This is a genomic window from Bradyrhizobium sp. 192 (genome assembly GCF_023100965.1).
In the GTDB taxonomy this organism is placed as follows: Bacteria; Pseudomonadota; Alphaproteobacteria; order Rhizobiales; family Xanthobacteraceae; genus Bradyrhizobium; species Bradyrhizobium symbiodeficiens.
Map to the genome: position 1 here is coordinate 3,822,809 of NZ_CP064690.1, position 23,020 is coordinate 3,845,828.

Annotated in this window: 21 protein-coding genes, 1 pseudogene and 1 riboswitch; of the genes and pseudogenes, 14 read left to right on the top strand and 8 right to left on the bottom strand. The window is 66.1% G+C overall.

The annotated features are described in order from the left end of the window. Positions 1–111 precede the first annotated feature (111 nt). The 6 genes from IVB24_RS17325 (at position 112) to IVB24_RS17350 (ending at position 6,855) form a co-directional block, all read left to right on the top strand. Entirely contained in the window at positions 112–1,062 is a 951-nt protein-coding gene (locus tag IVB24_RS17325) for an ABC transporter permease (RefSeq protein ID WP_247773873.1), read from the top strand. After that, the gene (locus IVB24_RS17330) at positions 1,059–1,952 is read left to right on the top strand and encodes an ABC transporter permease (protein WP_247773874.1); all 894 of its coding nucleotides are present in this window, start codon (positions 1,059–1,061) and stop codon (positions 1,950–1,952) included. Before IVB24_RS17325 ends, IVB24_RS17330 begins: the two co-directional genes overlap by 4 nt. Positions 1,953–1,954: 2 nt before the next feature. Then, positions 1,955–2,968, top strand: a complete 1,014-nt coding sequence (locus IVB24_RS17335) for an ABC transporter ATP-binding protein (RefSeq protein ID WP_247773875.1) — start codon at positions 1,955–1,957, stop codon at positions 2,966–2,968. Continuing rightward, on the top strand, positions 2,965–3,969 hold the full coding sequence (locus tag IVB24_RS17340) for an oligopeptide/dipeptide ABC transporter ATP-binding protein (RefSeq protein WP_247773877.1): 1,005 nt from the start codon (positions 2,965–2,967) through the stop codon (positions 3,967–3,969). Before IVB24_RS17335 ends, IVB24_RS17340 begins: the two co-directional genes overlap by 4 nt. A gap of 55 nt (positions 3,970–4,024) precedes the next feature. After that, on the top strand, positions 4,025–5,518 hold the full coding sequence (locus IVB24_RS17345) for an ABC transporter substrate-binding protein (protein ID WP_247773883.1): 1,494 nt from the start codon (positions 4,025–4,027) through the stop codon (positions 5,516–5,518). 362 nt (positions 5,519–5,880) lie between these two features. Further along, positions 5,881–6,855 (top strand): magnesium transporter CorA family protein, encoded by a 975-nt coding sequence (locus IVB24_RS17350; protein WP_247773884.1) that lies wholly within the window; start codon positions 5,881–5,883, stop codon positions 6,853–6,855. 41 nt (positions 6,856–6,896) lie between these two features. Here the strand turns inward: IVB24_RS17350 and IVB24_RS17355 are convergent, their stop codons facing one another. Then, on the bottom strand, positions 6,897–7,523 hold the full coding sequence (locus tag IVB24_RS17355) for an alpha/beta hydrolase (RefSeq protein WP_247773885.1): 627 nt from the start codon (positions 7,521–7,523) through the stop codon (positions 6,897–6,899). Then, entirely contained in the window at positions 7,520–8,458 is a 939-nt protein-coding gene (locus IVB24_RS17360) for a ring-cleaving dioxygenase (RefSeq protein WP_094974991.1), read from the bottom strand. Before IVB24_RS17360 ends, IVB24_RS17355 begins: the two co-directional genes overlap by 4 nt. Positions 8,459–8,586: 128 nt before the next feature. Here IVB24_RS17360 and IVB24_RS17365 point away from each other — a divergent pair, with 128 nt between their 5' ends. Then, entirely contained in the window at positions 8,587–9,495 is a 909-nt protein-coding gene (locus IVB24_RS17365) for a LysR family transcriptional regulator (protein WP_162308473.1), read from the top strand. Between the two features lie 4 nt (positions 9,496–9,499). On the opposite strand, the pseudogene IVB24_RS17370 reads toward IVB24_RS17365, so the two are convergent. The 4 genes and pseudogenes from IVB24_RS17370 to cobU all read right to left on the bottom strand — a co-directional run. Further along, positions 9,500–9,854, bottom strand: a pseudogene (locus tag IVB24_RS17370) (response regulator); the annotation flags it as partial. Positions 9,855–9,956: 102 nt separating this feature from the next. Beyond that, positions 9,957–10,589 carry a 5,6-dimethylbenzimidazole synthase gene (bluB, locus tag IVB24_RS17375; RefSeq protein ID WP_247773887.1) on the bottom strand — a complete coding sequence of 211 codons (633 nt, stop codon included), beginning with the start codon at positions 10,587–10,589 and terminating at the stop codon, positions 9,957–9,959. A gap of 4 nt (positions 10,590–10,593) precedes the next feature. Then, complete coding sequence (gene cobS, locus IVB24_RS17380) at positions 10,594–11,376, bottom strand: adenosylcobinamide-GDP ribazoletransferase (RefSeq protein WP_247773888.1); 783 nt, start codon at positions 11,374–11,376, stop codon at positions 10,594–10,596. Next, positions 11,373–11,876, bottom strand: coding sequence for a bifunctional adenosylcobinamide kinase/adenosylcobinamide-phosphate guanylyltransferase (gene cobU, locus IVB24_RS17385; RefSeq protein ID WP_247773889.1), 504 nt, complete (start codon positions 11,874–11,876; stop codon positions 11,373–11,375). The genes cobS and cobU overlap by 4 nt, the downstream gene beginning before the upstream one ends. Positions 11,877–11,997: 121 nt before the next feature. Here cobU and cbiB point away from each other — a divergent pair, with 121 nt between their 5' ends. Both cbiB and cobD read left to right on the top strand, forming a co-directional pair. Then, the gene (cbiB, locus tag IVB24_RS17390; protein ID WP_247773890.1) at positions 11,998–12,939 is read left to right on the top strand and encodes an adenosylcobinamide-phosphate synthase CbiB; all 942 of its coding nucleotides are present in this window, start codon (positions 11,998–12,000) and stop codon (positions 12,937–12,939) included. 11 nt (positions 12,940–12,950) lie between these two features. Beyond that, a complete protein-coding gene (cobD, locus tag IVB24_RS17395) occupies positions 12,951–13,916 on the top strand; it encodes a threonine-phosphate decarboxylase CobD (RefSeq protein ID WP_247773891.1) in 966 nt (321 codons plus the stop codon). Here cobD and IVB24_RS17400 read toward each other — a convergent pair. Together IVB24_RS17400 and cobO are read right to left on the bottom strand one after the other, a co-directional pair. After that, a complete protein-coding gene (locus IVB24_RS17400; RefSeq protein ID WP_247773892.1) occupies positions 13,905–15,353 on the bottom strand; it encodes a cobyric acid synthase in 1,449 nt (482 codons plus the stop codon). The genes cobD and IVB24_RS17400 overlap by 12 nt on opposite strands. 221 nt (positions 15,354–15,574) lie before the next feature. Next, positions 15,575–16,210 (bottom strand): cob(I)yrinic acid a,c-diamide adenosyltransferase, encoded by a 636-nt coding sequence (gene cobO / locus IVB24_RS17405; RefSeq protein WP_247773893.1) that lies wholly within the window; start codon positions 16,208–16,210, stop codon positions 15,575–15,577. 40 nt (positions 16,211–16,250) lie between these two features. Next, positions 16,251–16,468, top strand: a riboswitch (cobalamin riboswitch). A gap of 93 nt (positions 16,469–16,561) precedes the next feature. Here cobO and IVB24_RS17410 point away from each other — a divergent pair. The 5 genes from IVB24_RS17410 to IVB24_RS17430 are packed head-to-tail and all read left to right on the top strand — an operon-like array spanning position 16,562 to position 23,019. After that, positions 16,562–16,936 carry a DUF1636 domain-containing protein gene (locus IVB24_RS17410; RefSeq protein ID WP_140478287.1) on the top strand — a complete coding sequence of 125 codons (375 nt, stop codon included), beginning with the start codon at positions 16,562–16,564 and terminating at the stop codon, positions 16,934–16,936. Continuing rightward, positions 16,933–17,982, top strand: a complete 1,050-nt coding sequence (gene cobW, locus IVB24_RS17415) for a cobalamin biosynthesis protein CobW (RefSeq protein WP_247773894.1) — start codon at positions 16,933–16,935, stop codon at positions 17,980–17,982. Before IVB24_RS17410 ends, cobW begins: the two co-directional genes overlap by 4 nt. Then, positions 17,982–21,230 (top strand): cobaltochelatase subunit CobN, encoded by a 3,249-nt coding sequence (gene cobN / locus IVB24_RS17420; protein ID WP_247773895.1) that lies wholly within the window; start codon positions 17,982–17,984, stop codon positions 21,228–21,230. Before cobW ends, cobN begins: the two co-directional genes overlap by 1 nt. Then, complete coding sequence (cobG, locus tag IVB24_RS17425) at positions 21,227–22,390, top strand: precorrin-3B synthase (protein WP_247773896.1); 1,164 nt, start codon at positions 21,227–21,229, stop codon at positions 22,388–22,390. The genes cobN and cobG overlap by 4 nt, the downstream gene beginning before the upstream one ends. Next, positions 22,390–23,019 carry a precorrin-8X methylmutase gene (locus IVB24_RS17430; protein ID WP_247773897.1) on the top strand — a complete coding sequence of 210 codons (630 nt, stop codon included), beginning with the start codon at positions 22,390–22,392 and terminating at the stop codon, positions 23,017–23,019. Before cobG ends, IVB24_RS17430 begins: the two co-directional genes overlap by 1 nt. The last annotated feature ends 1 nt before the right edge of the window (position 23,020 follow it).

The following is a 23,020-nucleotide window of genomic DNA, read 5'->3' on the forward strand; positions in this document are numbered from 1 at the left end:
GATGGCCATGCAGCAAAGGCCTCCTGTGCAAGGGACTTGTGTGCAAAGGGCTTGCCTCAGCCGCCCGGACATGTTGATCGTGCCGCATCTGAGCCCTGAAGCCGAGCGCGCATGAGCGTCTTTGTCCTCCGACGAGTGGTGACCTTGCTGGCGACGCTGGTCGGCGCTTCGCTGATCATCTTCCTCGTGCTCGATGCGCTGCCCGGCAACGCCGCGCAGATGCTGATGGGCGCCGATGCCTCGGAGGATGCGGTGCGCGCGCTCACGGTCAAGCTCGGGCTGGACCAGCCGCTGGCGGTTCGCTATCTGCAATGGATCAAGGGGCTCCTCGTCGGCGATCTCGGCAACTCCTATGTCTACGGCACCTCGGTCGCCAGCCTGATCGCGGAGCGGCTGGTGCTGACCGTTCCGCTCGCGATCATGGCGATGACGATCACGGTGACGCTGGCGCTCACGGCCGGCATCTACACCGCCGCCAACCACAACAGGCTCGGCGATGTCGGCGTGATGTCGCTGACGCAGATCGGCATCGCGCTGCCGAATTTCTGGTTCGCGATCCTGCTCGTGCTGTTGTTCGCGGTGCGGCTGCAATGGCTGTCGGCGGGGGGATTTTCCGGCTGGGAGGACGGCGTCTGGCTCGGCGTCAAGTCGCTGCTGCTGCCGGCGATCTCGCTCGCGGTGGTGCAGGCCGCGATCCTTGCGCGTGTGACGCGCTCGGCGGTGCTGGAAGTGCTGCGCGAGGATTTTGTTCGAACGGCGCGCGCGAAAGGGCTCGGCAAGCGGGAAGTGCTGTGGAGCCACGTGCTCCGCAACGCCATGATCCCGGTCATGACGGTGATGGGGCTGCAATTCGCCAATCTGCTCGCCGGCACCATCGTGATCGAGAACGTATTCTACCTGCCGGGTCTCGGCCGGCTGATCTTCCAGTCTATCGCCAACCGCGACCTCATCGTGGTGCGCAATTGCGTGATGCTGCTGGCGACCATGGTCGTCATCGTCAATTTCGTGGTCGACGTGCTCTATGCCTTCATCGATCCCCGCATCAAGGTGCACGATCTGTGAGCGCGCCCCTGACCACTCTGATTGACGCGCCGATAGCGACGCGCCGATTGCCGGCCAGGACCTTCTGGGCCCGCGCGCTGCGCCATCGCAGTTTCGTGCTTGGCGGTTCGCTGAGTCTGTTGGTGCTCGCTTCGGCGCTGCTCTCGCTGGTGTGGACGCCGTGGTCGCCCTACGAGATCGACATCGCCTCGAAGCTGCGGCCGCCCTCGGCTGCGCACTGGCTGGGTACCGATTCCTTCGGCCGCGACATCCTCTCGCTGCTGCTCGCCGGCGCCCGCTCCACCATCATGGTCGGTGTCATCGCCGTCGGCATCGGTCTCAGCTTCGGCGTTACGCTGGGCCTGATCGCCTCGGCCCGGCGCGGCTGGACCGAAGAGATCATCATGCGCTTCTCCGACTTCACCTTCGCCTTTCCGGCCGTGCTCTCCGCGATCATGCTGGCTGCGGTGTTCGGGCCCGGCATGGTCACCTCGATCGTCGCAATCGGCATCTTCCAGATCCCGACACTGACCCGGCTGACGCGCGGCTCGGCCAACGCGATCTGGGCGCGCGAATTCGTGCTGGCCGCACGTGCCGCGGGCAAGGGCGCCTTCCGCATCACCATCGAGCATGTGCTGCCGAATATTCTATCGATCCTGATCGTGCAGGTCACCATCCAGTTCGCGCTCGCCATTCTCGCCGAAGCCGCGCTGTCCTATCTCGGCCTCGGCACGCAGCCGCCGCAGCCGTCCTGGGGGCGGATGCTGAACGATGCGCAGACGCTGCTGTTCCAGTCGCCGATGCTCGCCGTCTATCCGGGCGCTGCGATCGCGATCGCGGTGCTCGGCCTCAATCTTCTCGGTGACGGATTGCGCGACCTACTAGATCCCAGATTGGCGCGGGAGCGATGACGATGGGTGAGCGACAGGCCGTGCCGCTGCTCGACGTCGATAGCCTCGGCGTCGGTCTCAACACCAGCCGCGGGCGTGCGCAGGCCGTGCGCGATGTCCGCTTTACCCTGAAGCGCGGCGAAACGTTGGGGCTGGTCGGCGAGTCCGGCTGCGGCAAGTCGGTCACTGCGCTGTCCCTGATGGGGCTGCTGCCCGATAGCGCAGTGATCTCCGGTAGCATCAAGCTCGATGGTCACGAACTCGCCGGGCTTGCGGACGCGGACTATTGCAAGCTGCGTGGCAATCGCATCAGTATGATCTTCCAGGAGCCGATGACCGCTCTCAACCCGATGCATACGATCGGTCATCAGGTCGCCGAGCCGCTGCGGCGTCACAAGAATTATTCGGCCGCGCAGGCGCGGAAAGAGGCGATCGCCTTGCTCGACCGCGTCGGACTGCCCGATGCTAACAGGCGCATCGACGCCTATCCCCACCAGTTCTCCGGCGGCCAGCGCCAGCGCATCACCATCGCCATGGCGCTGGCCTGCGAGCCGGATCTGCTGATCGCGGACGAGCCGACCACCGCGCTCGACGTCACCATCCAGGGCCAGATCCTCGACCTCATCGCCGATCTCGTCGAGGAGCGCGGCATGTCGATGATCCTGATCTCGCACGATCTCGGCGTCATCGCCGAGAACGTGCAGCGCATGATGGTGATGTATGGTGGCACCGTCGTCGAGAGCGGGCCGACCGACGAGGTGTTCCGCCGCATGGGTCATCCCTATACGCAGGGCCTGTTCCGCGCCCGGCCGAAGCTTGGCGCGCGCAAGGGCACGCGGCTGAAGACGATCTCGGGCACCGTGCCGGAGCTTGCCGATCTGCCTTCCGGCTGCGCCTTCTCCGACCGCTGTCCGCTCGTGATCGACCGGTGCCGCGCCGCGCTTCCGCCGATGATTGACGTCGGACCCGGGCACTTCGTCCGCTGCATCAGGACCGATGTCTCGATGTCGGAACGCGAGGGAGTGCTGACCGCATGACTTCCGTGCCGCTTCTCGACGTGAAGGATCTCGAGCAACGCTACGCCCTGCCGCGCGAAAGCCTGTTTCGCCCGCCGGGGCAGGTGCGTGCGCTCAATGGCGTGAACGTGCGGGTTGCCGCGGGCAGGAGCCTCGGAATCGTCGGCGAGTCCGGGTCGGGCAAGTCGACCTTCGCGCGGCTGATGATGGCGCTGGAGCGGCCGACGTCGGGACAGGTCGCGCTGCTCGGCCGCGATCTCAATCGCATCTCCGCCGACGAGTTGCGTCGCGCCCGCCGCGATTTCCAGATGGTGTTCCAGGACCCCTACGGCTCGCTCGATCCGCGGCAGACCATCGCGCGCATTGTCGCGGAACCGTTGACGGTGCTGGAGGGGGCCGATCGCGCCACGTTCGGTGAACGTGTCGCCGCGGCGCTGCGCCAGGTCGGCTTGCGCGGTGCCGACATGGAGAAATACCCGCACGAATTTTCCGGCGGCCAGCGCCAGCGCATCGCCATTGCGCGCGCGCTGATCACCCAGCCGAAGCTGATCGTCGCCGACGAGCCGGTCTCGGCGCTCGATGTCTCCGTGCAGGCGCAGGTGCTGAACCTGATGCAGGATCTGCAGGAGCAGTTCGGCCTCAGCTACGTCCTGATCAGCCACGACCTCGCCGTCGTCGACTATCTCTGCGACGAGGTCGCGGTGATGTATCTCGGCCGGATCGTCGAGCAGGGCCGCCCCGAAGACCTGTTCGAGCATTGCGCCCACCCCTATACGCGGGCGCTGCTGGAGGCGGTGCCGCGGGCGCGCGCCGCCGGCGGGCGGCGGCGGCGCGGAAGCCAGGCGATCGCCTCGCAATCGGTGGCGGCGACCGGGTGCCCCTATGTCGCGCGCTGTCCGCTCGCCGACCAGCATTGCCGCGAGGCGCTGCCTGCGTTACGCAAGGTGGGCGAGGGGCACCTTGCCGCCTGCCACAGGGCCGAGGCCGTGATGGCGTTGCCGCCGGCAGCCGTGGAAGGTTAGTGTCCGGAGCAGGATTGGCGTAGGCTTAAGAATAGAACAGGCCGGGGAGTTACGCATGTTGAGGAAACTATCGATCGTCGCCTTTGCCGCCGCGCTGGTGGCAGCGCCTTTGCCCGTGCTGGCGCAGAGCAAGAAGGACAGCTTCGTCATGGGAATGACGCTGGAGCCGCCGGGGCTCGACCCCACCAATGCCGCCGCTGCTGCGATCGCTGAAGTCACTCTCTACAACATTTACGAGACGCTGACCAAGATCAACGAGGACGGCACTACCTCGCCGCTGCTGGCGGAGAGCTGGACCGCATCGCCCGATCTGAAGACCTACACGTTCAAGCTGCGCAAGGGCGTCAAATTCCACAATGGCGAGCCGTTCAATTCAGCGGCAGTGAAGTTCTCGTTCGAACGCAACGCGGCCGCGACCAGCACCAACAAGGACAAGAGCCTGTTCCAGGCTTTCGAGAAGGTCGAGACGCCCGATGCCGACACCGTCGTCATCGCGGTGAAACATTCCGAGCCGAACCTGCCGTTCCTGCTCGGACAGGCGAGCGGCTCGATCGTCGAGCCGAAGAGCGCGGCGACCAACGTCACGCAGCCGGTCGGGACCGGGCCCTATCAGCTTGGCGCTTGGGCCAAGGGCTCCTCGATCACGCTGACCAAATGGGCCGATTATCGCAACGCCTCCGCGATCAAGCTCTCGAAGGTGACGATCCGCTTCATCTCCGATCCGGCCGCCCAGGCCGCTGCGCTGCTCTCGAACGACGTCGACGCATTTCCGCGCATCGCGACCCGCGTCGTTGCTCAGTTCAAGTCCGATCCACGCTTCACGGTGCTGATCGGCGGCTCCCGGGCCAAGACGATCGTCGCGATCAACCACCGCAAGAAGCCGCTCGACGACGTCCGCGTTCGTCGCGCCATCCTCGCCGCGATCGACCGCAAGGCCTTGATCGACGGCGCCGTCGAGGGCTTCGGCACGCCGATCGGCAGCTTCTACACGCCGGGATCGCTGGGCTATGTCGACACCACCGGCGTCAACCCCTACGACCCGGAGAAGGCCAAGAAGCTGCTCACGGAAGCCGGCGTCACCGCGCCGCTCGAGCTCTCGCTGAAACTGCCGCCGCCACCTTACGCGCGGCAGGGTGGCGAGATCGTCGCGGCCCAGCTCGCCAAGGTCGGCATCGTCGCCAAAATCGAGAACGTCGAATGGGCGCAGTGGCTGTCGCAGGTGTTCGCGCCCAACGGTCCGCACAATTTCGACCTGACCATCGTCAGCCATGTCGAGCCGTTCGATCTCGTCAAGCTCACCGAGCCGGACTACTATATCGGTTACAACAACGTGGCCTTCAACGCGCTCTACAAGCAGATCGTGTCGACGCCGGATGAAGCCGCCCGCACCAAGCTGCTCGGCGACGCCCAGCGCATGCTGGCCACCGACGCCGTCTCCGCCTATCTGTTCCAGCCGCAATGGCCAACCGTCACCAACAAGAAGCTGAAGGGCGTCTGGAAGGAAGTCCCGCAGTTCGAGAACGATTTCTCGGCGTGGTCCTGGGAATAGCGAGCGCTCGAACAGATCGAAGGTTCGCCTCGACAATGGCCTCCTCCATCGGGAACAGGCCATTGCTTCGACTACTCCAGGCAAAAAACGCGAAAACAACCCCATGCACAGTAGACGGGGCCAGCTATTTCAATGGCTTGCGGGGTCGCTCGGCATCATGCGCCACGGCTGACGCCGCTCGATGCGTCGGGCAAAACACCGGCAAGATGGCAGTATCTTAAGAAGGTCGCCTCGTTTCCTTCGAGCGCAGCTCTCGGTCGATTTCCAGACATTGAACGATCGAAATCCTCATGCGTTAGCTTGACGCAGGATGGCAGCTTGCCGCGCGATCCGCCGCCAGGGGGCACACGGAGTTCGGTTTCTTGCTCAAACTGTATAGATGGCCGTCAAATGACTGGCGAAGCATCAGCACGGAAATGCCCTCTGAGATCATCTGGGCCGACTTACTGAACGCGACCGACGAGGAAAAACAGTTTGTCGAACGGCTGTTGGGAATACGGATTCCGTCCCAGGATTCCCTTAGCGAGATCGAAGCATCGAGCCGACTGATCTTTGATCACGGCACGCTTTATCTGAGCTCTCCTGCGGTCCAGCCCGACGAGGGCGGCGAGGCCGAGATCACGCCCGTGGGCTTCGTCATCGGTCCCCACGTGCTGGTGACGGTGCGTTTTGCCCAACTGCCCATCTTCGAGGCCGTCGGCGAGCGAATCGGCTCCGACGACAGTCTCGAGAACGGCATGTGCGTGTTCACCAGCTTGCTCGAAGCAATGGTCGATCGCGGCGCCGATGTCCTGGAGCATCTTGGTGCGAAAGTCGACGGGCTTTCGCGGGGCGTTTTCAAGGGCGGCCTCCTTCGCACCAAACGGCTGGCCCATTCCAGTCGCAGAATGCGGGAAGCGCTCGAAAACATCGGTGAACTCGCGGACAGATTGGCCAAGGCGCGGGACGTTCTGCTCGGGGTCGGCCGCATCGCATCGTTTGCTGGCGACGTCGGCAGCGAGTGGATCACGGCAGCCTCGAAGAAGCGTCTCGAAGCGGTGTCGAAGGACGTCGTCTCGCTCAACGATTACGAGACGAGATTGTCCGACAAGATCCAGCTTCTGCTTGACGCTGTGCTCGGCTTCATCAACATCCAGCAGAACGAGCTGTTCAAGATCCTGACGATCGTGTCCGTCGTCGGTGTGCCCCCCACCATCCTGGTCGGAATCTGGGGCATGAACTTCAAGCACATGCCGGAGCTGGACTGGACGTTCGGCTATCCGCTGGCATGCCTCGCGATCATTGCAAGCGGCGTTCTGCCGCTGATCTGGTTCAAACGGCGCGGCTGGTTCGAATGAAAAAGCGGCGCACCGTTCGGAAACGATGCGCCGCTCGTGGTTCATGCTGCCTTGGCGTCGACCTTGCCGATCCAGTCGCGGGCGAGCGTCATGTCGGCTTGCGACAATTGATGGCCCGCCGGCAGGACCCTGTGGGTCACGCTCGCGCCCGCTTGCGAGAGCAGAGCGGCAAGCTTGGCCGAATTGCCGGGCGGTACGATCGGATCGGTCTGGCCGGACAGTAGCAGGATCGGCTTGCCTGCAAGATCGGCCGTGGGCGGATCCGACAGCGGCACCATCGCGCGCAGCAGGATTGCGCCAGCCAGCAATTCCGGTTGCAGCAGCAACAGCGCGGCTGCGATGTTGGCGCCGTTGGAGAAGCCGACCGCGACAGGCGCTGCGATGCCATATTGCTTCCGTGCCTCGCTGACGAAATCGCCGAGCTCGAGCGCGCGCCGCCGCACATCCTGCTCGTCGAAGACGCCTTCGGCGAGACGGCGGAAGAAGCGCGGCATGCCGTGCTCGAGCACGCGGCCGCGCGGCGAGAGCAGGGCCGAGCCAGGCGAGATCATCTTGCCGAGCCCGAGCAGATCGTTCTCGTCGCCGCCGGTGCCATGCAGCAGCAGGAGCGGAGGGGAGCCCGCGCTGATCGCGGGCTCGAAGCGATGGATGAAGGCACTCTCGGTCATGACACGCTCTCTTCCAGGCTCGGCAACACGTCCTCGATCTGCTTGCGCTGGGCTTCGAGGAAACTCGGCAGCTTGAGGTCGCGTCCCAGCGTCGCGACGGGTTCATCGACGGCGAAGCCGGGGATGTCGGTCGCGATCTCGAACAGCACGCCCCCGGGCTCGCGGAAGTAGATCGAGCGGAAGTAGTTGCGGTCCCTCTGCTCGGTCGGATGCAGGCCGTGACTGCTCACGAGCTGTTGCGCCATCTTGCCTTGCTCGGCGTCGTCCGCCGCGCGGAAGGCGATGTGATGCACGGATCCACCGCCCTGATGCCCACGCAGGAATCCCTTGGCCTCGTAGATGTCGACGACGCTGCCTTCGGCATCGCCCTGCGCCTTGAAGCGGATCACCGAGCCTTCGCGGCCGGTCTCCTTGAAGCCGAACACGTCGGTGAGGATAGCGGCCGTCTTCGCCGCGCTGTCGAGCAGCAAGGTTACGCCGTGGAAGCCGCGGATCGCATGCTCCGCCGGCACATCTCCGTTGCTCCAGCCAGGCTCGTTCTCGATTCCCGGCACGCCGACCAGCGCGAGGGCCATGCCGTCGGGATCGGTGAATGGCAGCACGGACTCGCCAAAGCGCTTCTCGAGCGCCTCATAGGCAATGCCCTTCTCCGTGAAGCGCTGGGTCCAGTAGCCGAGCGAACGCTGCGGCACGCGGAAGGCGGTCTGATGGGTCTCGCCGACGCCGCGGCGCCCGGCCGGAACGCCGGCCCAGGGAAAGAAGGTCAGGATGGTGCCGGGCCGGCCGGTCTCATCGCCGTAATAGAAATGATAGGTGCCGGGATCGTCGAAATTGACCGTCTTCTTGACGAAGCGCAGGCCGAGATCTCGGGTGTAGAAGCCGAAATTGCGGATGGGGTCGCCAGCGATCGCGGTCACATGGTGCAGTCCAGACATTGTCGTCCTCCAAAGCTCGGGGAGCGTCTTGCTCTGGCCGGAAATATTGTTCCGCTTTGGATTGGAGACAATCCATGCAAATATGACGGCTCTGTCTACGATTTGGAAACAATCGGCGGAAGTAGCCCGTGGATAAGCTCGGCAGCCTTCGGGCCTTCGTGAAAGTGGTCGAAAGCGGCAGTTTTGCCGAGGCGGGCCGCCAGTTGCGGCTGTCGCGCTCGGCGATCAGCAAGTACATCGCCGACCTCGAGGAGAGCCTCGGCGTCCAGCTGTTGAACCGGACCACGCGGCATGCGAGCCCGACCGAGAGCGGCCAGCGCTATTTCGAACGCGCGCTCGTCATCCTTTCGGAGGTCGAGGCGGCCGATCAGGCGGTGACGCAAGCCCAGTCGGCGCCGCGTGGGCTGCTCCGCGTCAACGCACCGATGTCGTTCGGCACGATGCGGTTAGGTCCGGTGCTCGCCGATTTCATGACGCGTCACGGCGAGCTTCAGCTCCAGATCGTGCTCAGCGACGACCTGCTCGATCCCGTGCAGGACGGTTTCGACGTGACCTTGCGGATCGCGGAATTGGAATCGTCGAGCTTGATCGCGCGAAAGATCATGCCGGTGGCGCGCATGATCTGTGCGTCCCCGGATTATCTCGCGCGTCACGGCACGCCAAAACATCCGCAGGATCTGCGCGAGCACAATTCCCTGACCTACGGCTTCCTGCTCACCGGCAATCAGTGGAAGCTTACAGGCAGCGACGGCGACCACTGGATCCAGCCGGCCTGGTCGCTCTGCGTCAACAATGCCGAGGTGCTGCGCGATGTCGCGATCAAGGGCAGGGGGCTCGCGCTGCTGCCGGAGTTCATCGCCGCCGACGCTTTGCGGAAGGGCGAGCTGCGAACGGTGCTGGATAATTATTCCGCACCGCCGCTCGCGCTTTACGCGGTGTATCCGCCGACCCGGCATCTGTCGGTGAAGGTGCGGCTGTTCATCGATTTCCTGGTCGAGCGGTTTGGGCGGGAAGAGGAGCGCGTGCAGGCGCGCTGACGCGAAAGTGCCGGTCGATCAATGCTCCCGTGGACAGTTGCACTGCCGACGGCTTGACGTCCGGTTCGTCCTGGATCGCCTCGCGCACCGCGTTGATCAGGATCGGCTTGCTGACCATTTGAAGGATGCCGGCGCCAGCGAGCCGCTCGCGCGCGCTGGACGACACATCCGCCGTCACGGCGATGATGCGCGGCGTGCTCGGCAGGCCGAGCTTGCCGACCCGCGACGCCGCCTCGACGCCGTCCATGTCCGGCATGTGCAGATCCATCAGGATGACGTCGAATGATGCCGAGCCGGTTCAGAATGGCTTCGCCGACCTCGCGATTGACCGGATCGTCATCGACCAGCAACACGCGGAGCAAGGAGCCGTTGCGACTAAGCAATCCAGAATCTTCCCGGAGAGACTCTGGATTGCTTCGTTTCGCCGTTTCGCTCGCAGAGACGGAGGATAGTGCGGCGTGCTAACGCCGCAGCGTAAACTCCTCGGCACCGCGCCGGTGTTCCCATTTCGCCTGCTCGAGCTCGGGCTGGTCGCATTCGATCTCGGGATAACCGATGCAGAGATAGGAGATGAACTTCCAGCTATGAGGCAAGTCGAGAATCGCGTGGATGCGATCCGGATTCAGGATCGACACCCAGCCGATGCCGATGCTCTCGGCGCGTGCGGCGAGCCACATCGCGGTGATGGCGGCGACGACGGAATATTCGATCGTCTCCGGCATGGTGGCGCGGCCGAGGCCGTGGCCGATGTCGCTGGCCTTGTCGGCGAACACGGCGAGATGGCCGGGGGCCTGTTCGAGGCCAGAGAGTTTCAGTGCGGCGTAGCGAGCCGCACGGTCGCCCGAATAGCAATTCAGTGCCTCGGCGTTACACGCCGTGAAATCGTCGATGATGGCGCGGCGCCGTGCAACATCGTCGACGACGACGAAGCGCCAGGGCTGGCTGAGGCCGACCGAGGGCGAAAGGCAGGCGGTCTCGATCAGGCGATCGATGGCGCCGGCCGGCAGTGGGTCAGTTCGAAAGCGGCGGACGTCGCGGCGCCACACGAACAGCTCGCGCAAGTGCTGACGGAAGCTATCGTCGAACTCGACCATGAAGTCAGCCTCCCATCCGGAAGGATGCGGCTACGAGCAGAATGAGGATCTCGCCGATCTGCTCGAATGCACCGAGGATGTCGCCGGTCTGCCCGCCGATCTGACGCACGGCAAGCCGCGCCAGCAACAGGCCGGCGAGCGACAGCAGGACCAGGCCGACCAGCGCCTTGCCCGGCCCCAACGCGAGAGCCAGCGCGAGCGTTCCAAGAGCCAAGGCGATGGCGACGCTGCGGCCCGGCGGCGATCCCGCGCTCGCCGACAGCCCGTCAGGCCGGGCCGGCGGTACCAGTGCCATGAAGGCCGGCACGCCTGCGCGGGCAGCGGTGTGTGCGGCGCAAAGCGCAAATGCCACCAGCAAGGGATCGGCGATCGCGGCGAGCGCGCTCCAGCGCAGGCCGAACGACAGGATCAGCGCGCAGACGCCGTAGGTCCCGATCCGGCTGTCGCGCATGATCTCGAGCTTGCGCTCGCGCGTGCGGCCGCCACCGAGCCCGTCGGCGGTATCTGCGAGACCGTCTTCGTGCAGCGCGCCCGTGACGAGGGCGGTCGTGGCGAGAGCGAGCAGGGCGGCAAGGTTCGGCGCCAGTCCGAAGCGGGTGGCGACCTCATAGACGAACGCGCCGGCAAGGCCGACCAGCAGTCCGGCCACGGGCAGAGCCCATGACGCACGCGCCACGGCGCCGTCAGCCGCCGGCTTCGACGATGCTACCGGGAGAATCGTGACGAACGAGGCCGCCATCCTGACATCGGCGACGACGTTATTCAGAAATTCGACGCGCGCCATCATTTCAGCTTCATCGGCAGGCCGGCAACGACGAACTCGACCTCGTCGGACGCCGCCGCGATGACCTGGTTCATGATTCCGGCGGCGTCGCGATAGCGCCGCGCCAGCGCGTTGTCGGGCACGATGCCGAGACCGACCTCGTTGGTGACGAAGACGATGGGGCTTTTCAAACTGGGCAGGGCGGCGGCGAGCGCGTTCACCTCGTGCTCCCAGTTGCGCTCCGCATGCAGCAGGTTGGAGAGCCACAGCGTCAGGCAGTCCACCAGTCTTGCACCGCCGCCATCTGTCGCGACCAGCGCGGGGACAAGATCAAGCGGCACCTCGCGTTCGATCCAGTCGGCTTCGCGCCGCGCGCGATGCTTGGCGATGCGCGCCTCCATTTCCGCATCGAGCGCCTCGGCCGTCGCGACGTAGACGGGCTGCCCGGGGAAGGTGCGCGTGCGCATTTCCGCACGCTTGCTCTTGCCCGATCGCGCTCCGCCTGTGATCAAGATGATGGCCATGCAGGTCTCCCGAGAGCCTGACTAATCACCAAACGCGGCCAAAGACAAAGCCGAAATCACGCGGGCAGGGGCTTGCGCTCGGGCCTTGCTTTGCGCAACAGGGGCGAGACAGGAGGCAGGTGTGGGTTTTGCGGGCGCGATGGTGGTGGCGATGGCGGTTGATGCCCTTCTGGGCTGGCCGCCGTGGCTGTTCGTGCGGATGGGCCATCCCGTGACCTGGCTCGGGCGGATCATCGGCGCCATTGATTCCGGGTGGAATCGCGCGTCAGATCCGCCGGCGTTTCGCCGTGGCGCGGGCATCGCCGGCGCGCTCGTGGTGATCGCATTCTCCGTTGCGGTCGGCTGGGTGCTTCAGGTCCTGCTTCCCTCGGGTTGGATCCAGATCGCGCTGCTCGGCGTCATGGCATGGCCGCTGGTCGCGCTGCGCTCGCTGCATGATCATGTGGCCGCCGTCGCGGATCCATTGCTGGCTGGCGATATCGCCGCCGCGCGCGACGCGGTCTCGCGCATCGTCGGTCGCGATCCCGCAGCGCTCGATGAGGCCGGCATCGCGCGCGCGGCGATCGAGAGCCTTGCGGAGAATGCCTCCGACGGCATCGTGGCGCCGGTGTTCTGGGGCGCGCTGTTCGGCCTGCCGGGTATCTTCGGCTACAAGGCGATCAACACGCTCGACTCCATGATCGGCCATCGCAGCGAGCGGCACGAGGCGTTCGGCTGGGCGGCGGCGCGGATCGACGATGTCGCGAACTTCATTCCCGCGCGGCTGACCGGCTTTCTGTTCGTGCTGCTGGCACCGCGGCGATCCGACGCGCTATCGTGCATGACTCGCGACGCACGCCGTCACCGCTCGCCGAATGCCGGCTGGCCGGAGGCCGCGATGGCGGGCGGGCTTGGCGTGCGGCTCAGCGGGCCCCGCATCTATCACGGCAGCACCACGAACGAGCCCTGGCTGAACGAAGGCGCGCGCGATCCGCGCGCCGCCGACATCGCAGAGGCACTGACGGTCTACCGCCACACCATGCTGCTGCTCGCAGGCCTCCTTGCGATCCTGGCTTTCGCGTGAAAGAACGGGGCATGCGCGAGCACGGTGGAAATCTCGATCTGGCCCAGCAGCGTTTTGGCGGACGCGCGGAAGACTGGATCGATCTGTCGACAGGGATCAACCGGCTGCCTTATCCCGTCGGCGAGGTGAGCGCGCGGGCGTGGAGCACGCTGCCGTCGCGAGCCGAGATTGACGCCCTGCATCAAGCTGCGCGGCACGCCTATCGCACGAGCGCGCCGATCGTCGCAATGGGCGGCGCCCAGGCCGTCATTCAAATGCTGCCGCAATTGGCGCCGCGCGGACGCGCACACATCCTCGCGCCGACCTACAATGAATATGCTGGCGTGCTGTCGGCTGCTGGCTGGGATGTGCAGGAGGTCGCGGAGCTCGACGCGCTGGCGGGCGCGAACCTCGCCATCGTCGTCAACCCCAACAATCCCGATGGCCGGTGTCATACACCGAAGGATTTGCTGACGCTGCTGCCACGCGTCGGCCGTCTCGTGATCGACGAGAGTTTTGCAGACACGGTTCCGCAGCTGTCGCTCGCGTCGGAAGCGGACCGGCAGGGGTTGCTGATCCTGCGCTCGTTCGGGAAGTTTTACGGACTCGCCGGCCTGCGCCTTGGGTTCGCCATCGGCAATGCCGCGGACATCGCCAGGCTCATCGCGATGTCGGGCCCATGGCCGGTCTCCGGAACCGCGATCGCGATTGGCAGCCGCGCCCTACGCGACGATGCCTGGGCCGAAGCGACGTCAGCGCGTCTTGTGCGCGATTGTGTCCGGCTCGACGAGATGACGCGAGCGCAAGGCTGGCGGCTTGTCGGCGGTGCGTCACTGTTTCGTCTGTACGAGATGCCCGACGCACTCGCCGCGCAGGAGAAGCTCGCGCGTGGCCAGATCTGGTCGCGCGTGTTCGCGCAGAAGCCGACATGGCTGCGCCTCGGGCTTCCGGGCAGCGAGGCCGAATGGACACGCGTTGCCGAGGTTCTAGCGGGCTAGCGCGAGCAGGCCTTCCACGTCGAGATGCTTTTCGATGTGATCGGCCAGCGCGTCGAGCGCGCTCTCGACCCGGGCGTGATAGGGTTCGTCGCCCGCGGGAATGTCGAGCCTGGCCAGATACGCCTTGCGGAAATCATCCGATGTGAACAGGCCGTGCAGATAGCTGCCCTGCACGAGGCCATCGCGCGAGATCGCACCTTCCGGCTCGCCGTTCAGCTTCGCGAACGGGCGGGCGCGATCCGGTCCGTCGGTACGGCCGATGTGGATTTCGTAGGCCTCGATCGGCTGATGCGTGGCGGCATGCACGGCCGCGACCCGTGTCAGGGTCTTCTGCGGGCTCATCACCGTCCCTACATCCAGCAACCCGAGCCCCGCCGTGTCGCCGGCGGGCCCTTCGATGCCTTCGGGGTCGGCGACGCTGCGGCCCAGCATCTGATAGCCGCCGCAGAGGCCGAGCACGTGGCCACCCCTGCGGTGATGTGCGAGCAGGTCGATGTCCCAGCCCTGCGCGCGCAGGAAGGCAAGATCGCCGCGGGTGGATTTGGAGCCGGGGATGATCACCAGGCGTACATCGCCCGGGATCGCTTGGCCCGGGCGCACCATGACGAGGTCGACGCCAGGTTCGAGCTTGAGCGGATCGAGATCGTCGAAATTGGCGATCCGCGACAGCGCGAGGCAAGCAATCTTGCATTGGCCCGGCTTGCGCGCGTCGCTCAGGCCGAGCGCGTCTTCAGCTGGCAGTTCGCCCGCGCGCGCAAACCACGGCAGCACACCGAAGCCTCGCCATACGGTCTTTTGCGCGATCAGCTGGTAGCCGTCGTCGAACAGTGTGGGATCGCCGCGGAACTTGTTGATGACAAAGCCCTGGATCATCGCGGCATCGTCGGGTTCGATCACAGTCTTGATGCCGACGAGCTGAGCGATGACGCCGCCGCGGTCGATGTCGCCGACCAGTACGACCGGTACATCCGCCTTGCGCGCAAAGCCCATGTTGGCGATGTCGGACTTGCGCAAATTGACCTCGGCCGGGCTGCCGGCGCCCTCGACCAGCACGAGGTCGGCTCGCGCCTTCAGCCGCTCAAAGCTCTCCAGCACGGCGGCCATCAATGACGGCTTCATCGCCGCGTAGTCGCGTGCCCGCGCGGTCGCGATGCGCTTGCCCTGGACGATCACCTGTGCGCCGACATCGGTCTCGGGCTTCAGCAGCACCGGATTCATGTCGGTGTGCGGCTCGACGCCGGCGGCAAGCGCCTGCAGCGCCTGGGCGCGGCCGATCTCGCCGCCGTCGATAGTGACGGCTGCGTTGTTCGACATGTTCTGCGGCTTGAAGGGGAGCACGCGCAGGCCGCGCCGCGTGAAGGCCCGCGCAAGGCCGGCGACGATGAGCGATTTGCCCACGTCCGAGCCGGCCCCCTGGATCATCAATGCGCGTGCCATCGTCGCCTTCTAAAGCGGAATGGGATTGAGTTGAATCAAGCGGCTACGCGCTTGGTGCACCTCTCCCGCTTGCGGGAGAGGTCGGCGCGACGCGCCGGGTGAGGGCTTTCTCCTCTTGGGGGTTCTCGATTGCGGAGACACCCTCTCCCCAGCCCTCCCCCGCAAGCGGGGGAGGGAGCACGCTTCCCTCGGCGCAGCATTTGAATTCAATCTCATCGGCTTCAGAACTCGACGCCGGCCTGCGCCTTGATGCCGGAGCGGAAGGGGTGCTTGACCAGCGTCATCTCGGTGACGAGATCGGCGATCTCGATCAGCTCGTCCTTGGCGTTACGCCCGGTGAGGACGACATGCGTCATCTCAGGCTTCTGCGTCGTCAGGAATTCGACCACTTCGGCGATATCGAGATAATCGTAGCGCAGCGCGATGTTGATCTCGTCGAGCACGACCATCCGCAAGCTCGCATCGCGGATCAGTTCCTTGGCCTTTTCCCAGCCGGCGCGCGCGGCGGCGATGTCACGGGTGCGGTCCTGGGTCTCCCAAGTGAAACCTTCACCCATCGCGTGGAACTGGCAGAGGTCGCCGAAATGGCCGGTGAGCAGGCGCCGCTCGCCGGTGTCCCAAGCGCCCTTGATGAACTGCACGACCGCGCAGGGAAAGCCATGGGCGACGCAGCGAACGATCATGCCGAAGGCCGAGGACGACTTGCCCTTGCCGGCGCCGGTGTGGACGATGATGAGGCCCTTTTCGCCGCTCTTGGTGGCCATGATCCTGTCGCGGGCGGCCTTCTTCTTCGCCATTTTCGTGGCGTGGCGGGCGTCGGTTTCCTCGGCCGTTTTCGTATCCGGTTCAGGCGTCATCGGTCCCGGTCCTTCGGCTTGACAAGTGGCGGCCACCGGCAAATGGTGACCCGGTGTTGGTTCCTGTCCTATGACAGGCGAAGAGGGAATGCGATAGGGTCCGAATCGGCAAGATTTGGCTCCAAAATGCAGCCGCCCCCGCGACCGTGACCGGAGAGATGCCCGATGCCACTGATCCCCTGGGATCGGGAAGGCGGGGATCGAAGGGGAAACCCTGCTCCGCAAGCCGGGAGACCTGCCAGCGCGGACGATTTTTGGACCGGCGGACGGGGTGTTCCGCGACGGGGAAGCGGGCCTTCGGAAGAATGGTCCGTGTGCCTCATCGCCTCCGCCGTTTAATCTGGAAGAGCGATGACCGTCACACTTCACGTTTGCATCACCTGCCGCGCCGGCGAGACGCTGGGCGAGGGCGAGACCACGCCCGGCAAGCGCCTGCATGGCGCGATCCTCGAGGCCGGCGTGCCCGAGGGCGTCCATGTGGTTCCCGTCGAGTGCTTGTCGGCCTGCAATCAGGGCTGCTCGGTCGCATTGAGCGCGCCGGGCCGGTGGTCTTACGTCTATGGCCGCCTCTCAGACGCCAATGCGAAGGACGTGGTCGCGGGCGCTGCGGCCTATGCCGCCGCTCCCGACGGGCTCGTGCCGTGGCGCAGCCGACCGGAAATCTTCCGCAAGCAGTCGCTTGCCCGCATTCCCCCTGTTGCCGTCGTGCCGGAGGCCGCCGAATGAGCTCGCTCGCAAAAGTCCCGGTGACTGTGGTCACCGGTTTCCTCGGCTCTGGCAAGACGACGCTGATCCAGCATCTGCTCAGCAATGCCAACGGAAAGAAGCTCGCGGTGCTCGTCAACGAGTTCGGCAGCGAGGGCGTCGATGGCGAGATACTGAAGTCCTGCGCCGACGCGAACTGCCCGGAGGAGAACATCATCGAGCTCGCGAATGGCTGCATCTGCTGCACCGTCGCCGACGATTTCATTCCGACCATGGAGAAACTGCTGGCGCGGCCGGTGCGGCCCGATCACATCCTGATCGAGACATCGGGCCTGGCGCTGCCCAAGCCGTTGCTGAAGGCGTTCGACTGGCCGGAGATCCGCTCGCGCATCACGGTCGACGGCGTGATCGCGCTCGCCGATGCCGAGGCTGTCGCCGCTGGTCGCTTTGCGCCGGATCCGATTGCTGTCGAAGCGCAGCGCGCGGCCGATGAAAGTCTCGATCACGAGACGCCACTGTCGGAAGTGTTCGAGGACCAGATCGCCTGTGCGGATATCGTGCTGCTGACCAAGGCCGATCTTGCGGGGGCGGCCGGCATCGAAGCAGCCAAGGCGGCGATCACCGCCGAGATGCCGCGACGTGTGCCGATGCTGGCGATCACCGACGGCGCGATCGATGCGCGTGTCATCCTCGGCCTCGGTGCTGCAGCAGAGAATGATCTCGCCGCGCGCCCCTCGCATCATGACGGCGAGGAGGAGCACGAGCATGATGATTTCAACTCTGTGGTGATCGATCTTCCAGAGGTGACCGACGTCGATGCGCTGGTCGCATCCGTCCAGCGTCTGGCGCGCGAGCAGAACGTGCTGCGCGCCAAGGGCTATATCGCGGTTGCGGGCAAGCCGATGCGGTTGCTGTTGCAAGCGGTCGGCGAGCGCGTGCGCCACCAGTTCGACAAGCCATGGGGGGCGGGCATCAGGCAGTCGAAGCTGGTGGTGATCGGCGAGCACGGTGATATCGACGAGGCCGCGATCAAGGCAGGACTTGGTCTTTCAGGATCTGGCATCTGATGCATGTCGTTTTCCGCGAGAGCCGCGGTCTCGAGGAGACCGCGACGCCAAGGGACATCGGCCAGGACCCGGCCGATCTCGTGGTGCTCTCGTATTCGGATTCCGACCTTGCGGCGTTCGCGGCCGGTTGGCGGCGCGGCCGCGACAGCCTGCCGACGCTGCGGCTCGCTAATCTCGCGGAATTGCGTCATCCGCTATCGGTCGACACCTATATCGAGCGCACGCTGTCGCAGGCGCGCGGCATTCTGGTTCGCCTGATCGGCGGCGAGTCCTATTGGTCCTATGGCCTTGCGGTCCTGCAGCAGCTCGCCAAGGATCGCAAGATCGTGCTGGCCGTACTGCCGGCCGACGGCCGCGACGACACGCGGCTCGATGCGTATTCGACGCTGCCGGTCTCGACGCTGCGCCGGCTGAAGGTGCTCTGCGACACCGGTGGCCCGGTGGCTGCGCAAGCGGCGATTGCGCAGCTTGCGCTGGCCTCGGGCCTCTATGCAGGGCCCGTCATCGGCGAGACGACCGTGCCTGAGATGGGCTTTTACGATCCGGCGCGCGGCGGCGTTGCTGCGCCGGTGGGCGGTGACGGCAAGGCGCGGGCGCTGGTGACATTCTATCGCTCCTACCTCACAGCCGCGGATACCAGCCCGGTCGATGCGCTGATTGCTGCGCTGCGTGAGGAGGGATTTGATGCCTGCGGCGCGTTCGTCACCTCGTTGAAGGCTCCAGGTGTCGCCGACTGGTTGCGGGCGCATCTCGCGCAAAATCCTCCGGCCGCAATCGTCAATGCGACGGCGTTCTCAGCCCTTGGTGACGATGGTACGACGCCGTTCGACGCCGCGTCATGTCCCGTGTTCCAGGTCGCGCTCTCGTCGACCCGGCGCGAAGACTGGGTGGAGTCCTTGCGCGGCCTGTCGCCCGGCGATCTCGCGATGCATGTGGTGCTGCCCGAGGTCGACGGCCGGCTGTTCGCGGGCGTGGTGAGTTTCAAATCGGCCGCGCAGCGCGATCCCGATCTGCAATTTTCGCATCTTGCGCACGGGCCGGATGAAGAGCGCGTGAAGGCCATCGCCGCCCGTGTCGCGGCCTGGCAACGGCTCGCCGAGACGTCGGCTGCCGACAAGAGGCTGGCGATCGTGCTCTCGAACTATCCGGGGCGACCGCACCAGATCGCGCACGCCGTCGGCCTCGATGCGCTGGCTTCGGTCGAAGCCCTGGTGTCCGATCTGGCGGCGGCCGGCTACGATGTCACGCCGGTCCACGCACTTGGCGAGACGCTGCTGAAGCAGGGCTTGACCTGGAACGTCGCAGACTATCGCGTTGCGCTCGCGCGCCTGCCACAAGCATTGCAGGACGATCTCGCGCAAGCCTGGGGTACGCCGGAGAGTGATCCGTGTTGCCGCAATGGTGAGTTCCACTTCGCGGCTATCGCGTGCGGCCGGTCGATCATCGCGGTCCAGCCGGAGCGTGGCGATGCCGCCGCGCGCGATGGCGGCTATCACGATCTCACCCGCACCCCGCGGCACGGCTATGTCGCGTTCTATCTCTGGCTCCGAGAGCAGGCCTGTGATGTCGTCGTGCACATGGGCGCACACGGCACGCTGGAATGGCTGCCCGGCAAGTCCGTCGCGCTGTCTTCCACGTGCTGGCCGGAAGCCCTGATCGGCGATCTGCCCGTCATCTATCCCTTCATCGTCAACGATCCCGGCGAGGCCGCGCAGGCCAAGCGGCGCTTAGCGGCCGTCACCATCGGTCATCTGCCGCCCACGCTCGCGAAATCTGCCATGCCCGAGGGATTGCGGCGGCTCGAACGCCTGCTCGACGAATATTCGACCGCTGATGGTCTCGATCCCGCGCGCCGCCAGAGGCTGATTGGCGCGATCCGCGATGAGGCGCGCGCGGCGGGCCTTGAAGACGATCTCGGTCTCGATGCGTCGGCCGCACCGGCCGAAGCGATTCCGCGTATCGACCGCTTCGTCTGCGATCTCAAGGAGAGCCAGTACGGCGACGGCCTGCATGTGTTCGGCCGCGGCGCCTGCGGCGATGCGGAGCGGGATGCGCTATGTGCCGCACTCGCAGGGCAGCGCGTTGCGCCGGGGCCTTCGGGCTCGCCCTATCGCGGCCGTCAGGACGTGCTGCCGACGGGACGCAATCTCTTCGCCGTCGACCCGCGCGCCGTGCCGACGCCGTCGGCGCATGCGCAGGGCATCAAGCTTGCGGAAGAGCTGCTGCGCCGTCACTTGCAGGATCATGGCGATTGGCCGAAGGGGCTCGTGGTCGATCTCTGGGGCTCGGCGACGATGCGCACGGCCGGCGAGGAATTTGCGATGGCGCTGCATCTGGCCGGCCTCGCGCCGCGCTGGGATCACGCCTCCGGCCGCGTCACCGGCTACGACATCATCGCGCCGGCCGAGCTTGGCCGTCCCCGCATCGACGTGACGCTGCGCGTCTCGGGCCTGTTCCGCGATGTCTTCTCGGGCCTTGCGCAACTGTTCGAGGCCGCCTCCGAGGCGCTTTCGGCGCGCGCGGAGGAGGGCGACGAGAATCCGTACCGCCACCGCGCCTCTCGCGTATTCGCCCCGCGTCCCGGACAATACGGCGTCGGCCTCTCGGCGATCCAAGATGACTTCACGGCCGAGACCCGCGACGCCGCAGGCGAAGCCTGGTTGTCGGCATCGTCATGGGCGTTTTCGGCCGACGGCGAGATGCAGCCGAATCGCGCCGGCATCGAGCAGCGCCTCGCTTCGGCCGATGGCTTTGTCCACGTTCAGGACTTGCCGGAAACCGATCTGCTGCTCGCGGCCGACTATGCCGCACATGAAGCCGGTGTAGCGGCGGCGGCTGCGCATCTCGGCGCGGCGCGACCATCGCTCTATCACCTCGACGCGACGCGTCCCGAGCAGCCCCACGCGCGCACTTTGACCGAGGAAATCTCGCGCGTCGTCCGTGCACGCGCGGTGAATCCGGGCTGGATCGCCGGGATGATGCGTCACGGTTTTCGCGGCGCCGCCGAGATCACGGCGACGCTGGAGCACATGGCCGCTTTCGCTCATCTCGCGGACGCTGTGCCGCCGCATCTGTTCGATCTCTACTACGATGCGACGCTCGGCAATGAAGACGTCCGCGCCTTCATGGCGCGTGAAAATCCGTCCGCACTCGCGGCGATGGAAACCTGCTTTGCGCGCCTGCACGATGCGGCGCTCTGGCAAACGCGCCGCAATTCGATTGCTGCAGCGTTGCGGGAGGCCTCATGAGTGCGGCGACGGTCAAGGGCTGGTGTCCCGGCGCGCTGCGCCCGATGCTCTCGGGCGACGGGCTCGTGGTGCGCGTGCGTCCGTTCGGTGGGAGGCTCGAAGCACCACAAATCACAGGACTTGCCGAGCTCGCCGGGCAGCACGGCAATGGTCTGATCGACGTGACGAGCCGCGCCAATCTGCAGATCAGGGGCGTCAGCGAGGAAGGCCATCGGCCGTTGATCGACGGCCTTGCACGATTGGCGCTGCTCGATCCCGATCCGGCCACGGAAGCCCGTCGCAACATCCTCGTCACGCCGTTCTGGCGCACTGGCGACGCGACTCAATCACTCGCCGCCGAGCTCGAAGAAGTGCTCGGGGATAGCTCACTCGCGCTTCCAACGAAATTCGGCTTCGCCATCGACGACGGGACCTCGCGCGTGCTCGCCGGCAATTCCGCCGACATACGGATCGAGCGCGATCGCACAGGCCATCTCCTGGTGCGGGCCGACGGCGCAAAGCTCGGGCGTTCCGTCGCACGTGGCGAGGCGGTGAGCACGGCGCTCGCCCTTGCGAGCTGGTTCCTGGACTCCGGCGGCGCGACGGGCGGGCGAGGGCGCATGGCGGCCCATATCGCCTCCGGCGCGGCATTGCCTCAATCGCTGCGAGGCGAGACCGAGCCCGCGCCGGTGATGGCCGCGTCGCGGCCCGGGCACTATCCGCAAGGCGCCATGGTCGGTGTCGCGTTCGGGCAGATGCTGCATACGACGCTGCAGCAGTTCGCCGGTTGCGGGCACGCGCTGCGCATGACGCCGTGGCGGATGGTGCTGAGCGAAGGCAAGCGCGAGATGCCGAGCGCGCCGGGCCTCATCACCGAGCCCTTCGATCCGGCGCTGCGCGTCATCGCCTGCAGCGGCGCGCCGCGCTGCCGCGAAGCCCATGCCGATACGCGCGCGCTCGCCGCAGCGCTCGCGCCGCGTATCGCCGCCGATATGCGGCTCCACGTCTCCGGCTGCGGCAAGGGCTGCGCCCATTCCGGCACAGCCGCGGTGACGCTGGTTGCGACCCGCGCCGGATTTGACCTCGTCCGTGACGGCTCGATCCGCGACGAGCCGGTGCTGCGCGGCCTGAACGGCGCCGACATCGTCAGCGATCCCTCGATTCTGGTGGGAGGGAATTGATGCCGCATACCTACGAGACCGATGGCACGGCGATCTACCGGCAATCCTTCGCCACGATCCGGGCAGAGGCCGATCTTGGCCGCTTCACGCCGGATGAGGAACCGGTGGTGGTGCGGATGATCCATGCCGCCGGCATGGTCGGCCTGGAGGCGCATATCCGCTTCACGCCCGGCATGGCGACGGCTGCGCGCGCCGCCTTGCTGAGAGGCGCGCCGATCCTGTGCGACGCGCGCATGGTCTCGGAGGGAATTACGCGCGCAAGGCTTCCCGCGGCGAATGCCGTCATCTGCACGCTTGGCGACGAGACCGTGCCTGCGCTGGCGCAATCCATGCACAACACGCGTTCTGCCGCGGCACTGGAACTGTGGCGGCCGCATCTCGACGGTGCGATCGTGGCGATCGGCAATGCGCCGACCGCGCTGTTTCATCTGCTCAACATGCTGGAGGACCGCGATTGCCCGCGGCCCGCGGCGATCATCGGTTGTCCCGTCGGCTTCGTCGGTGCCGCCGAATCCAAGGCCGCGTTGATGGCGAATCCGCCGGTGCCGGCGCTGACCGTCGAGGGCCGCCTCGGCGGCTCCGCGATCACGGTTGCCGCCGTGAATGCGTTGGCGAGCCGGAGCGAATAGC